Annotated in this window: 12 protein-coding genes; 7 read left to right on the top strand and 5 right to left on the bottom strand. The window is 45.2% G+C overall.

Features of this window, described 5'->3' with window-relative positions:
* Positions 1-111 precede the first annotated feature (111 nt).
* From AB4135_RS01140 to AB4135_RS01130, 3 genes are all read left to right on the top strand, one after another.
* Positions 112-1,005 carry an NDP-sugar synthase gene (locus AB4135_RS01140; protein ID WP_371989581.1) on the top strand — a complete coding sequence of 298 codons (894 nt, stop codon included), beginning with the start codon at positions 112-114 and terminating at the stop codon, positions 1,003-1,005.
* 90 nt (positions 1,006-1,095) lie between these two features.
* The gene (locus AB4135_RS01135) at positions 1,096-2,163 is read left to right on the top strand and encodes a phosphotransferase enzyme family protein (RefSeq protein WP_371989579.1); all 1,068 of its coding nucleotides are present in this window, start codon (positions 1,096-1,098) and stop codon (positions 2,161-2,163) included.
* 142 nt (positions 2,164-2,305) lie between these two features.
* Positions 2,306-3,592 carry an acetyl-CoA hydrolase/transferase family protein gene (locus tag AB4135_RS01130; protein WP_371989577.1) on the top strand — a complete coding sequence of 429 codons (1,287 nt, stop codon included), beginning with the start codon at positions 2,306-2,308 and terminating at the stop codon, positions 3,590-3,592.
* A gap of 98 nt (positions 3,593-3,690) precedes the next feature.
* Here the strand turns inward: AB4135_RS01130 and AB4135_RS01125 are convergent, their stop codons facing one another.
* Positions 3,691-4,395, bottom strand: a complete 705-nt coding sequence (locus AB4135_RS01125) for an SOS response-associated peptidase family protein (protein WP_371989576.1) — start codon at positions 4,393-4,395, stop codon at positions 3,691-3,693.
* A 185-nt stretch (positions 4,396-4,580) separates the two neighbouring features.
* Positions 4,581-5,213, bottom strand: coding sequence for an outer membrane beta-barrel protein (locus AB4135_RS01120; protein ID WP_371989574.1), 633 nt, complete (start codon positions 5,211-5,213; stop codon positions 4,581-4,583).
* A 579-nt stretch (positions 5,214-5,792) separates the two neighbouring features.
* Between AB4135_RS01120 and AB4135_RS01115 the strand changes: the two genes are divergently transcribed.
* The 4 genes from AB4135_RS01115 to AB4135_RS01100 are packed head-to-tail and all read left to right on the top strand — an operon-like array spanning position 5,793 to position 10,048.
* Positions 5,793-6,644, top strand: coding sequence for a virulence protein (locus tag AB4135_RS01115; RefSeq protein ID WP_371989743.1), 852 nt, complete (start codon positions 5,793-5,795; stop codon positions 6,642-6,644).
* 19 nt (positions 6,645-6,663) lie between these two features.
* Positions 6,664-7,572 carry an alpha/beta fold hydrolase gene (locus AB4135_RS01110; protein ID WP_371989572.1) on the top strand — a complete coding sequence of 303 codons (909 nt, stop codon included), beginning with the start codon at positions 6,664-6,666 and terminating at the stop codon, positions 7,570-7,572.
* Positions 7,569-8,870, top strand: a complete 1,302-nt coding sequence (locus AB4135_RS01105; RefSeq protein WP_371989570.1) for a DUF4056 domain-containing protein — start codon at positions 7,569-7,571, stop codon at positions 8,868-8,870. The genes AB4135_RS01110 and AB4135_RS01105 overlap by 4 nt, the downstream gene beginning before the upstream one ends.
* A complete protein-coding gene (locus tag AB4135_RS01100; RefSeq protein ID WP_371989569.1) occupies positions 8,867-10,048 on the top strand; it encodes a BamA/TamA family outer membrane protein in 1,182 nt (393 codons plus the stop codon). The genes AB4135_RS01105 and AB4135_RS01100 overlap by 4 nt, the downstream gene beginning before the upstream one ends.
* A 70-nt stretch (positions 10,049-10,118) precedes the next feature.
* On the opposite strand, the gene AB4135_RS01095 is transcribed toward AB4135_RS01100, so the two are convergent.
* The 3 genes from AB4135_RS01095 to AB4135_RS01085 all read right to left on the bottom strand — a co-directional run bounded on the left by AB4135_RS01095 (position 10,119) and on the right by AB4135_RS01085 (position 13,419).
* A complete protein-coding gene (locus tag AB4135_RS01095) occupies positions 10,119-10,859 on the bottom strand; it encodes a cupin domain-containing protein (RefSeq protein ID WP_371989567.1) in 741 nt (246 codons plus the stop codon).
* 173 nt (positions 10,860-11,032) lie between these two features.
* A complete protein-coding gene (locus AB4135_RS01090) occupies positions 11,033-12,106 on the bottom strand; it encodes a hypothetical protein (RefSeq protein WP_371989565.1) in 1,074 nt (357 codons plus the stop codon).
* Between the two features lie 179 nt (positions 12,107-12,285).
* Positions 12,286-13,419 (bottom strand): hypothetical protein, encoded by a 1,134-nt coding sequence (locus AB4135_RS01085; RefSeq protein ID WP_371989741.1) that lies wholly within the window; start codon positions 13,417-13,419, stop codon positions 12,286-12,288.
* Positions 13,420-13,459: the final 40 nt, after the last annotated feature.

Raw genomic sequence — 13,459 nt, 5'->3', positions numbered from 1 at the left:
TGTTAGGTATGGCTGGAAATTGTCAGGGAGAGTCATTAAACTGCTCCGCCTTAACTTTTGCATAATCGCTTGCGCTAAATGCATGTACCATTGGGCTTGATGGGTGACAGAATGGTCGATTTAACCTTAGTTATTCTTGCTGCGGGTTTAGGCACGCGCTTTGGTGGTGACAAGCAACTTGCTGGACTCGGGCCAAATGGCGAAACCATGTTGGAACTGTCGTTACGCAGTGCTCATAAAGCAGGTTTTAATCGGGCTGTGTTAGTGATCCGTCCCGAGCTTGCTGCAAGCTTAGATCGACTCTTAGCTGACAAGTTGCCGCAGGACTTCCATTGTGATTACTGCATGCAGTCACTGGATGACTTGCCAGAGGCTGTGACGGATTATGTTGATTTTGAAACGCGTACAAAACCATGGGGTACAGCCCATGCACTATGGAGTGCAAGAAAGCTGATAACAGGCCCAATGGCAGTCATTAACGCCGATGATTTTTATGGTGATAGTGCATTTTCATTGTTAGCTCAAGGCCTAGCTAAAAGCGTGGACGATTGGATGATGGTAGCCTATCCAATCCATTTGACCTTATCTGATAATGGCGGTGTAAACCGTGGTTTGTGTGAAGTTAACAATGGCAAGCTTGTTGATGTTGCAGAGTGGTTAGATATTCAGTCCCATGCCAATGAGCTTGTCGGTACTTTTGCTGGTAAGCAGCAAGCGATTGCCAGTGATGCTTTAGTATCGATGACATGCTGGGGCTTTAACGCCGATATTTTTGCTGTGATCGAAGCGCAGCTAACAGACTTTATTATTGAGCACGGTAGCCAAGCCAAAAGTGAGTGCTACCTACCGAGTGTGGTGCAAGCGAGATTGCAGCAAAATCGAGTAAGCGAAGAGACACGTAATGTGAATGTCAGTGTGGCGCAGGAATCTTGGTATGGCGTGACCTATCCTGAAGATGCCAACTGGGTTAAACAGAAATTATTTGAAAAATTAGCAACAAGTTAATCATAGAAGCTAATACATAATGAGTTTGCATGGAAAACCTGAACGATAAACAGGTTGAAGCAACGATATTGACAGAATCTGGAGAGTTGGGTGATTGATTTTATAAGACAAAACGTTTTGTCGCACTTTGGTGTAGAGGTGGAAGATACCAAAGTTTCGCCATTGGGTAATGGCCACATAAACCACACTTTTCTTGTTCGTGGTTCCAAGCGTGAATTTGTGTTGCAAAAAATCAATACTCAAGTTTTTACCACTCCTAATGCTTTAGTCAATAATGCTGACAAGATCAGTCGCCATTTAACACTTAAGAGCCAGCAACAGCAGTACCAGCTGCAAGTCGTTTCTCCTGAGCAGACTCAGGCGGGTAGGCTTTGTGTTGATCTCGGTGAAGATGGTTTCTGGCGAGCGATTAACTATCTGCCCCACAGCCACAGTGTTGATGTGGTTAGTAGCGAAGCACATGCTGAAATAGCGGCTAAAGCCTTTGGTCACTTCTCTTGTTCGCTAAGCGATCTTAATGCCGAGCTTATCGCAGATGTTATTCCAAACTTCCATCACCTTCCTGGCCGAATTGAACAGCTATCGCTCGCTGCAGCTAACGATAGCCAAGGGCGACTTGGTGGTTGTCAGCACTGGGTTGATATGGTGATGGCACAAACTGAGCTACTGCAAGAACTTGCTGAGGTTGAAGCAAAACTACCACGTCGAATTTGCCATAACGACACCAAGATTAACAACATGCTGTTTGATAAGCGCGATATGAGCAGTATGGCGATTATTGACCTTGATACCTGCATGAAAGGCTACTTGATGTATGACTTTGGAGACATGGTACGTACTTTTTGTAGCCCGGAAGAGGAAGACTCAACTGCATTAGATAAAGTCACTGTGCGCGAGTCTATTTTTGCCGCGATCTGTAAAGGTTATTTGGGCGAGTTAGCGCCGGTGCTATCTGATCTAGAACGCCGCAGCTTATGGTTAGGTGCCAAAGTCATGTGCTTAATGATTGGCGTGAGGTTTTTAACCGATCACTTAAACGGCGACGTTTATTTCCATATCCATCATCAAGGTCATAATCTTGAACGTGCTGAAAATCAATTTACCCTGTATCAAAGCTTATTAAATCAAGAAGATACATTAAAGGGCTATCTCAATTAGCCAACTTTAAGCCGTTTGTTGTATCTGAACCATTGCCTAGAGTTGTTTAAGATCAAACTAATGTTAACTGCTGGGTATAAGAGTGTTAATGGCAGAGTTAACCTCATACACTAAAGGCAGAATAATAATTTAGGTATCTTTGATGGCCCCAATAATCTGTAGTAGTGCGCGACAAGCAGTGTCTTTAATCGAAAGTGGTGAAACACTTTGGACTCACTCTATGGGGGCAACACCAACCCTTTTACTCAATGCGTTGGCTGAGCATGCACTGACTAAACATGACTTAACTTTATTGCAGTTGCACACTGAATGCGCGGAGTCTTTGAGTGATGAAAAGCTTAAAGGGCATTTACGGCATCGTTGTTACTTTGGGGGGCTGCCCACTCGGAGATTGCTGCAGCAAGGCGCCGCCGATTACGTGCCTATTTTTCTCTCTGAAGTGCCTAAGTTATTCCGCTCTGGTGAGCAAGCAATCGATACTGCAATGATTCAAGTGTCACCACCAGATAAGCATGGCATCTGCTCTTTGGGGATCTCAGTAGAGGCCACACTGGCTGCTTGTCAGGTGGCAGGTAAAATCATTGCCCATATAAATCCACAAATGCCGCGAACTCATGGTGATGGTTTTATCCATTATGATAAATTTTCCGCGGTATATGAGCAGAGTATGCCGCTGCCACAACACCCTTTGGCTGCTAGCGATGAAGTCAGTCTTGCTGTGGGTCAGAACGTCGCCAAACTAGTGCGTGATGGGGATTGCCTACAGATGGGGATTGGCGCAATTCCAGATGCCGTACTCTCCTGTTTAACGGAGCACAAAGAGCTAGGGGTACATACTGAGTTATTTTCTGATGGAGTACTGAATCTAGTCGAACAAGGGGTGATCACTAACCGCTGTAAACAGGTACACCCTGGCAAGATTGTTACTGGTTTCGCTCTCGGTAGCCAGCGACTTTACGACTATGTTGATGATAATCCGTCGGTAATTTTTATGGATATTGAGCAGGTGAATGACACCTCTATTATCCGTAAAAACCCTAATATGATGGCAATTAACTCTGCACTGCAGGTAGATATTTCCGGGCAGATCTGCGCCGACTCCCTAGGCACCAAAATCTATTCGGGCGTAGGGGGACAGATGGATTTCATCCGTGGCGCGGGTTTGTCTGACGGTGGACGTTCGGTAATTGCGCTACCCAGTACCGCTGCTGGTGGCAAGGTATCACGCATAGCGACAGTGTTATCTCCAGGGGCGGGAGTCGTTACCACTCGCGCCCATGTGCACTATATTGTCACCGAATATGGTATTGCCAACTTAAGAGGTCGATCACTTCGCGAACGAGCACGAGACTTAATTGCGATTGCTCATCCAGACTTCAGAGAGCAGCTTTGCCAAGAGACGTTTGATATGTGGGGCTTGACGGTTTAATCACGTCCTATAATGGTTGATGCTATTTGCGATACCTCTTGCTTGGGACATCGCAATTTGGGCTGCTAAGGTTTAGTCCTAGGTCGTAGTTTAAGGTTTTATTGGCCTGCTAGGAAGTCATTGGGCGTTAATTTTGATGGCTGACCAATGGGGTTATGCAAGCTGGGTTTATCTATTTGTTGCACTTCAAAGTCATGCCTAAGCGCAGGCTTTAATAGCTCATCAAACATATCTACCTGCTGATTATTCGGGTTTAGCCACGCATCTATTATCAATTCATCTGGAGGTAAAATCATTGGGCTAGCTTTACTGTGAAACGGCACTAAGTCAGGGTGCGGAGGGTTGGTGATAATCGAGCAGGAGAGGCAGCTCTCACCTGTTCTTGGGTGATGCCATTCTCTAAATAAACCGCCAAAAGCAATCGCAGCGTTTTCAGCGACAAAATCATGGTAAACAGTACTTGAAGCAGACTTTTCTGTTTCGCCAAAACCTTTAGCAATCACAATACAACGGCTTTCTCTAAAGGCTACATAACCAGCGCTATTGGGTTGATTGAGCTTGTCATAGCGGGTATTAAATGAGGTAAATTGACTTGGCTTAAAGCCATCATAAGTGGTTTGTTGTAGTAACCACCATGAGGCAGTTTGCAAAAATCGTTCGCCATTATATTCACGCACAATACTGATATCATTGGTGGGCATTTTAAAACGCGAAAACAGCATCTCCTCGCTGTTATTAATGCGCAGATCTTCCATCAGTGCCTGTACAAACATATCGTCAATTATATTTAGTCGTCCGCACATAAGCATCCCTTTGGAATGAATCTTCAACTGTATAAAATAGCATAGTTGAACACTGGTTAGTGACTAGATGATAGCAAGGAAAATATCATCAAATTGCAGATACAAAAAATCCAACAATCTAATATTGCTGGATTTTTTGTTTGCCTGTTGCGCTAGCGTTAGGCCGTTATCTATTTTCGACTCGCTTAGAAGCGGTAGTCTACTGATAGATATAGTTGCTGGCTGTCATTCAAAGAGGCGCTCTCTGTAACGTTTGTTCCGACAGCACCTTCCATTGGAGGGGTGATAGTCATAGATGTCGATGCATCATAATCTTGCTTGAGGTAACGGTAACCAATTTCAGTACTTAGTTTGTCGTTAATTTTGTACATAATACCGGTTTGACCACCCCAAACGAAATTGTTGCTAGAGCTTACTGCAGCAGTCTCAGGGCTTACGTGATTCACGCCCGCTGTAGCACCAATAAACCAGTTCACTTTATTGCTATCACCAAGAGCAACAAGGTAGTCGTAAGACATTAATAGGCTTTGTTGCTTAGAAAAATCATCTGAGTTGTAAGAGTAAGTACCGTATACACGGTTGTTGTCATTTAAGTAAACACCGGCTCTTAGCTCATAAACTGCGTTGTTTTCAGTAGAAGACCAGTTATCAGTTTGGCTATTGAACCCTGGGTCAACAGTTGCTTCAGTTGTCGTTGAGCCTTTGTATGAGTTCTGCTGTGCGCCGACGCCGCCGCCGATAAACCAGTCTGCTGCCATTGTTGGTGCCGAAATTACTGTTGCCATTACTGACGCTAAGATAAGTGATTTAGTTTTCATGTTTGTGCTCCCACACTAAGAAATAGTTTGATTGTGCTAGTTGCCAATCGGGTGTTTCGTTTTGTTGGAGCCATAGTAGGGGAGAGTTGCTGAATGATAACTGAATGATATTAACGATCTCTGAACTTTCCACTTTAGCTATAAGTAACAGAATGCTATACCGTTAATCTTTTGATAAATAAGGATTAAATTGTTTGTCTTTATTTGTAGTAATGAACGTGTGTGTCGCCAAATGGCAACTTTTTTTAAGTTCTCTTAAAGGCTGTTAGGGTTACGTTCAGCTTGATGAGCAAGAAAACGAGTATTTTTATTCGCTAAAAATACTTATTGGTAAGCGATAAGTTCAGTTCTAATATTCATAGAATAGATTAAGCTTAGAGTATTAACTCTATTTGTCTCATTCTAAGTTTAACTTCAGCATCACTTCAGCTTAGCGAGTAATAATTACCCATTGCTAATGGATTGTTTGGTTTAAGTTCAACCCGTTTGACCTTCATTTAAACATCATTTACCTCATTATTTCTTTATAGGCTTAATCTAGACATGCTTAATTTTTTAAAAATTATGGCGGTATCGTCGATGCTGCTTTGTATGACATCTGCGATTGCTATTGAGCGGGAGCCTCATCAAGAGCGCTATGACCGCACTTTTCCTATTTGGGCACAAGAAGCGATAGATCTAGGTCATGAGCTGCCCAAACCATACGGCTTTACTTTCAACTACATGAGTATGGAACAACCGCTAGTCGTCGACTCAGTGGCATTTTCTGGCCTTGGAGGCCTAGATGACATGCTTAGTATCACTGGCAGCGAGGCGATGCAGGACTCTGAAACCATTACATTTCGAGCCGATGCTTGGGTGCTGCCGTTCTTAAATCTTTATGGCCTTATTGGACACACAAAAGGCAGTAGCGTCGCCAATGTGCAGTTAGAAGCTGACTGGTCAACTATTTTGCCGCCGGCTGCCTGCTTGGTTGCTCCGTGCAATGGCAGCAGCGATCCTTTTGACTTTGAACTCAATTTCAAAGGTACCACCTACGGTGTTGGTGGCACATTAGTGGGTGGTATTGGCAATTGGTTTGCACTTCTCGATGTTAATTACACTAATACAGATCTCGATATTTTAGACGGTGAGATCAGCAGCATTGTTGTTTCTCCTCGAGTGGGTTATCGCACTAGCTATGAGCAGCACGATATTCAAGTCTGGGTTGGGGCCATGTACCAAAACGTCGAGCAAACCTTTAGTGGCTATTTGCGCGATATTGGCATTCCACTAGGCAATGCCAAGTTCGAAGTAAACCAGCATCTTGAAGATAAATGGAATGGCTTATTGGGCGGTCAAGTGGGCCTAACTAATAACATCGATCTGTTAATGGAATTAGGTTTTGGTACCCGAACCAGCTTTATGATGGGATTAGGCTACCGCTTCTAGTTAAATGATTGGGGGAGTTATGCGGACTGTAAACCTATTACTTGCTGTGCTGTTGCTCAGTGGTTGCTCAATCGTAGAGCAGGTTGACTCAGCTGAAAAGTCTGCGCTACTAGAGGCGGGTTTTGTTCAGCAAAAAATGGATCTCGCTGAGGGTGGCATGCTTAACTATTGGCAGGCTGGACAGGGTAAAACGATCTTACTGATCCATGGTTTTGGTGGCAGCGCAGTGACGAGCTGGCAACAAGTGATGTTGGAGCTGAGCCAGAACTACCAAGTAATAGCACCTGATCTTGCTTGGTTTGGTGACTCGGTTAGTCAGGCTAAACCCAGCTTAGCTGTACAATCAAAAGCAATGACCCAGCTTATCGATAAGCTGGAACTTGATGAGGTTAATGTCGTTGGCATCTCTTATGGTGGCTTTGTCACTTTTGATTTAATGATTCACGAGCCAAGAGTAGACAAAGCGGTGCTGTTGGCAAGCCCTGGTGTGTTATTTTCAAATGCCGATTTGGCAGCAATGAATCAGCGTTTTGAGACCGCTGATGCAAGCGATATATTTGTGCCGCAGACTCCAAAGCAGATGCGCCGCTTATTAGAAGCAACATTTATTGACTTCCCTTGGTACCCGAGCTTTATCGACAGTGCAATCTTCGAGCGTTATTTTGCTAATCATCTTGATGAAAAGCGCCAGCTTATCGGTGGCTTAACTGAAGATAGAGATCGTATTGCGAGCAATATCAATGTCGATGCATTGCCCGATAGCATGCTTATTTGGGGAGAGAATGATTTAGTTTTTCCATTAGCATCGGGTATTCAACTGGCTGATTATCTCAATTCGCCGATAGTGGTTATTCCCGAAGCCGCCCACGGGCTGAGTAATGATCATCCGGATATTATCAGCCGCGCGATTAAGGCATTCATCCAATGATGCCTATTCAGATTAATCAGCAGCTCATCACGATTCTTTCGGGGCTATTATTATTGGCTGGATGCAGCAGTGCTGACTGGCAGGTGCGGGCGCTACCAAGTGAAACTGCAGTTGCTGCCGCACTCGATAACGAGCCCGATCCATTGCTGTTGGGTGATATTGTGCTGCAAGATTTACCACTGGTGCGGATGCCGGAAGATGTTCGCCCTTGCTGCGCGTTTGGCAATGCTCAAAAGGTACAAGTGGCGTCAATATCAGTGCCATTCTTTCGCTATGCCAATACCTTAGCAATCGACAGTGTTGGGCCACATGCTTTTGAGGCGGGCACATTTAGCTATCAGAAAGATGCGCCTAATGGCAGTCGTGGCGGTGAAAACAACGGCCAGATCTATACCCTGCGTGGCGGCTTTATCGATTTAGCCCATGTACGTGATACCGCCGACAATGCCATTGCACTGTTTTATCGTATTTATCCTAAGTTGGGCGTGGCGCAAACCATTACATTGCCTGATGAGATAGGCCCGCGCAGCATAGAGCTCGCTGCGTTTGATACTCAAGGTTTAACTGCCGCTCAGCGTTGGGAACTGGCCGCTACCATTGCCGTCAGGCAGGCTTATTTTATGGCAGAAGCACATGAAATAGCCCAGTGGCACGGTTTCCGTAGCTGGGCACCTTGGTCTGAGGCGGTATCAGCTTATTCGCCAGAAGATCTCTATTCCAACATGCTGGGCGCCAAAATCGCACTGGCCTTGCTAAACAATAATCTGGCGATGAATAAACAGCTGTATAACCAGCATATGACCCAATGGCTCAGCGCGACGCTCAACTGGTTAGAGCCGGTAACGATAGCGCAAACTAATGCCATGTTTGATGTTATTGATGGTGTGTGGTGGGACTCCACGCAGCCGCTGCCGAATAAGTTTATGCTGCTTAAGCGTCACTATGAGTTAGGGGATAAGCAATCTCCCTTTTTAGTACCTGAGGCGCTGGCAAGATCACATGCTCAATGGACTGAGGTTAGCAAACTCTATCAGGCTGATATTCAACCACACCACTTAGCGCTGACTAACACAATATATGGTATCGATATCGATGCTATCGCGCAGCAAACACTGTGGGTGGCCGATAAGTTTCAAGCCAGCTTTGGGCATATTCCTGAGTCGCTATGGCGCAATGGATTTAGTCACCAGCATTTCTATCGCATCAGTGAATACAACCAAATTCAAGACAACATTGAGCTACTTGAGCATATACAGCAAAAAGCACCGCATCTAAGTGGATTAGAGGTGCAGCCATGAGAGTCGTTTTTGGTGCTAAAACCGTAGGGATCTGTTGCGGGATAGTTTTAGCGTTAAATGTGGCAATCGCCAGTGAGCATGTTGCTGCTCCTGAGCAGCACACTGAAGCTGAATCACAAGGTTGGCTGGAAGATTTTTTGGCGACGCTTGGTGCCGATGGTGAGTTTGACTCTGACAAGCTTATTGATTTTAGTTATTTGCCGGGGCCTTTTTATAACCCTGAGATGGATTTGGGGGTGGGGATCTCTGCGGTTGGTTTATACCAATATGATCCCGATGATGAGGTTAGCCAGCTATCCTCTTTAGTCATCAATGGCTTGGCATCCACTAATGGCGCTTTAGGTGTCGCGATAGCCAATAAGACCTTTATTAACCAAGACCGTCAGCGCTTTTATCTCAATGCCGAGTTTTTTGACGCACCGGATGTGTTTTATGGTGTCGGTTACGATAATAACCATGCTGATGTTAATCGAGTTGAGTTTAACCAGCGGATAATGTCGGTCAATCCTATGCTGCTGCAGCGCATGAGTCCAAGCAGTTTTGTAGGCATCGGCTTTGACTTTAGCTACGCCAGCGCAGATAGCATTAACCCTTTAGATTCAAGTGTCGAGACCGAGATATTGCAAGATAGCTCGCGCAGTGTCGGTGTGAACTTACTACTGAATCACGACAGTCGAGATAATGTGCTGAATCCACAATCGGGGCGGATTTTGGAGATCGATGCGGCTTTTTATCGGCAGTATCTGGGCAGTAAAACTGATTTTGATGTTTATAATGCACTATATAGCGAATACATGAAAAGTGGCCATGGTGAAGATATATTAGCTTGGCAAGTTCGTGGTCGTTTTACCTCTGGTGATGTCCCTTGGGATCAACTTTCAAAGGCTGGTGGCGGCGACTTACTACGTGGTTATACATCGGGGCGTTACCGAGATAAACAGATGTTGATGACCCAAGTGGAGTATCGGCTCAACCTTCCGGGTCGTCATGGAATTGTTTTTTGGGGCGGTGTAGGTGCTATTGCAGATGATATCAGTGAGTTTAGCTCTGATAAATTACTGCCAAATGGCGGTGTTGGTTATCGTTTTGAAGTTAAACCTAGGGTCAATTTAAGGCTTGATATGGCGTGGGGCGATGGCGACACAGGTTTTTACTTTAACGTCAATGAGGCGTTTTAGTTACGCTTACGGGCGTAAAAAAGGGCTCTTATGAGCCCTTTTAATATTGTCGGTTTAACAGTGCTAACGATTACTTAAAGACTTTTTCGTTTGTGCCGTATGGGCCCAAGTTAAGGTCACGTTTGCGGATCTCATCGACGCGATCAAAAGCTTCTTCAGCTACGCGTAGGTTTTTAACATCTTTACGCCAGTAGTACTTGAAACCATCGAAATGAGCGTTGTTTGGATACCAGTACATTACCCCCAATCCTTTATCAGACATGATTGGTGTATTGTGGATAGTCGCGCCAGGAATGTAGAAGTATTGTCCAAGCGCTAGCTTTTGGAACTTGTTGTCAGCAAGGGTTTGCCCTTCACCATTGACTACGTAGTAACACTCAGGCTGACCATGGAAGTGCGGTGCATGATCTGATTTACCGCCATCTGTAATGCCGATAACCGTAGGGCTATCAGAAAGCTCTTTCCAGATGTAGCCTACAGGTGATTTAGACTTATCACAGTCTTTAACTTCTAATACATTACCGTCATCATCGAGTGTTTTACAGAAGCGTTGATCGGCAGCGATACTGCTGTTTGATTTTATGCTGTTAAAATCAATCTTGCCCGCTTCCCAATCTGCAATATACGCTTCAACTTCTGGGTTGCTACACTGCACTGGCATAGTGTCTTGTGGTGAATATGGTGTGCTGTCGTATGGCACTGGCGTCATCTGCTGGTATGGTAGTTGTGCATGGTCACATTGCGGTCCTGCTGCCATGGCAACAGTTGAAGTCATTGCGGCAATGCCGAAGATCATTTTTAGTTTCATCATTCCTATCCTATTTTGCTGGTGCAGCTTTCGCTGCGATATTTTGCTCGTTTTAACGGGCTTGCACTAACAATAAAGCGATCATCAAGGCGTAAGTTTGAAATGGATCACGCCGCGTTTTGCTTAACAAACTTATTCGTGAGCAGGGTCGCGAATATTCTTTTCTTTAATGATGGTTAAAGGTGAAACTGCAAGCTTAACTGGGCGTAATTAGATGAACCTTGAGGTGCGGGTTGCTGTGAATACACAGACAACTGGTCATCTATTTGGTAGCGTCCCAACTCAAACCCTAGCGCTAATACTGGGCTTAGATTAGTAAAAATGTTGGCGCCAATGTGGAAGCGATCCGTTTGCTCTACTTTGGTGAACGTGCGGCCATAAAACAGGCTTGAGCGGGTGCGGTCGGTCCAAAAGTGACGGTAAGTAAACATGGCGGAAGTGGTTGTTTCAATTTCCCCATTTACAATATCCCGCGCGGCATCAGTACCAACGTAACGGCCTAAATTGCCGTAGTGCAATTGCAGCCGTAAGTCGTCTCTGCCAAAGGTGTGTAACTTGGCGGCGACCGAAACACCAGCGCCAAATTGGGCGCTATCCTCCGGGTCTAAATAACGTAATAAGCTAGACACTGAGACATTGCCCCAGTCACCTTGCTGGTCATAGCGGACAACGGCGTCGGGGACGTAGTCGTTGCTGGTGTCTATCCACTGCTTTTGTAAATCTGAACTTTGTTCGGTAGTGCCATAGGTGTAGGGGTTTTCTAACGCAAACTGCCAATGACCAGTTTGATAGCGTACGAGTGCTTGACGGACCATTGCTTGGCCGACGAGTGGCCCGCCAAGATCGGCGGTTTCTGCAAAGGCGCTGGTGTTGACCATGGTCGACCAAGTTTGCCCAGCAGTGACGCCTCGATATTCGATAAATGCATGGCGAAGGCGTGGGCTGTAAGAGTTAGAAATCACCGCGTTACCTTGGGTTGAACCTACAAAGTCGATTTCTGCAAAACCACTGACTTCACCCTGTTTTGCGCTAAAGTTAAAGCGGCTTTCAGCGGCGCTGAACTGGCTACGCTTAGCCGATTCTGTCACGCTTCCTCCACCTGTCCAGCTATCCTGAAAGGCAATGTTACCGTCAACATAGCGAGCGTTGGCCTTTAAAAAGCCGCCAAAGTGATACTCAGTGGCTAACACTGGCGTAGATAGAAGCGCTGCAACGCAGAAGTACAGGGGCAATTTCACTATTGTTTTCATGGTTTTTTCTTGTTGAAATGGGCGATTCTGGCTGTATTGGAATCGACTTGTAGGGGTTACAACTGTGGTAGGTGAACCGTCAAGATTTGCTGTCGCTCGGTGCTTAACAGAGCTGGTGGTAGACGGGGAAGTGGGAGCAACTTCCTCGCCTACGCTTTAGTCGACTATTTCTTTATCCTTTAGAAATAGTAACCAAAGTTGATGTTTACGCGTTTGTCCCAATCATCACCCATCTCTGGTAGGCCAACGTGATCGTTATTGGCTGTTGAGAAAGTCATGTTTTTACCCATAACAAAATCGAGCATGGTGTAAGTTGGGCCTGCTGAAATAGCACAACCGGTCACGTTTTGCATGCTGTTGTCGTAATCATCGTCATCAACATCTGGTGTCATTAAACCAAAATCGTTGTAGCACTTAACGCTACCCCAATCAGTGTTAAAGGTTTTTGCTAAGTTAACGCTATAAGCTTGACCTTTAGAGGCGATTTCATACTGCCAGCTAACAACCGATACACCGATTTTGTTTGGATCTTCAGCATCAGCGGCGTCGTACTCATATTGCATCGCTTGTAGTTGCAAGTTCCAACCTTTGTAGCTGCTGTCTAAGTGCAGTGCTACCGCATAACGGTCGCCGTTGTTACCGGTTTTGCTGTTATAGATCTGGCCGTACTGTACTGAACCACCGAAGGTTGTTTCACCACCTTCATGTTCTGCAGTATAGGTTTGGCGTACGTTGAATTGGTTAGTCTCTTCGTTGTTGTACTCAGTACCATTAATGGTGCCAGTGTACAGATCGGTAGAGTAACGCTTGTTCTCTGTTGGTCCATATTCAGCATTCTTGTAGAAAGCTAAATCTGTGTGCCAGCCATTTTTCTCATAGATGGCTTTTACACCTACATCGTGGTCATCTTCAAAACCTAGGTAGTAAGGCAGACCAAACCACCAGCTGTTGGAGATAAAGTCGCGGTTACCAAAAGGCACCTTGTTAATACCAAACTGTAGCTGCCAATCTGGGTCAATATCGTAGAAGCCATAACCATACTTAATATAGTTAGTGCTTGAGGTGAAACGGTATTCTGCCGCTAATCCCCAATCGCCTTTCTTGCCGTCAAACTTAATCGCCGCCATATCAAAGGTGAGATCGCCACCTTTATCTTTTGAGGCTTCATCGTAGTCTTTGTAACCGTAGTTAACGCGCACAGCGCCACCTACGTTAATACCATCTTCCTGCTCGTCGGCATAGGCCGCTGAATTTGAAAGTGTGATTGCTGTAGCCACCATCGACAACATAAACTTAGTGGTTTTTTTCATCATCATTCCCCTATCTATTTTTAGATTTTTTGTATTTCAATTT

It is taken from the genome of Shewanella sp. 10N.286.54.B9, from assembly GCF_041468565.1.
Lineage (GTDB): Bacteria > Pseudomonadota > Gammaproteobacteria > Enterobacterales > Shewanellaceae > Shewanella.
Note: the sequence above shows the minus strand (reverse complement) of the source record. Positions and strands in the feature narration are given on the sequence as shown.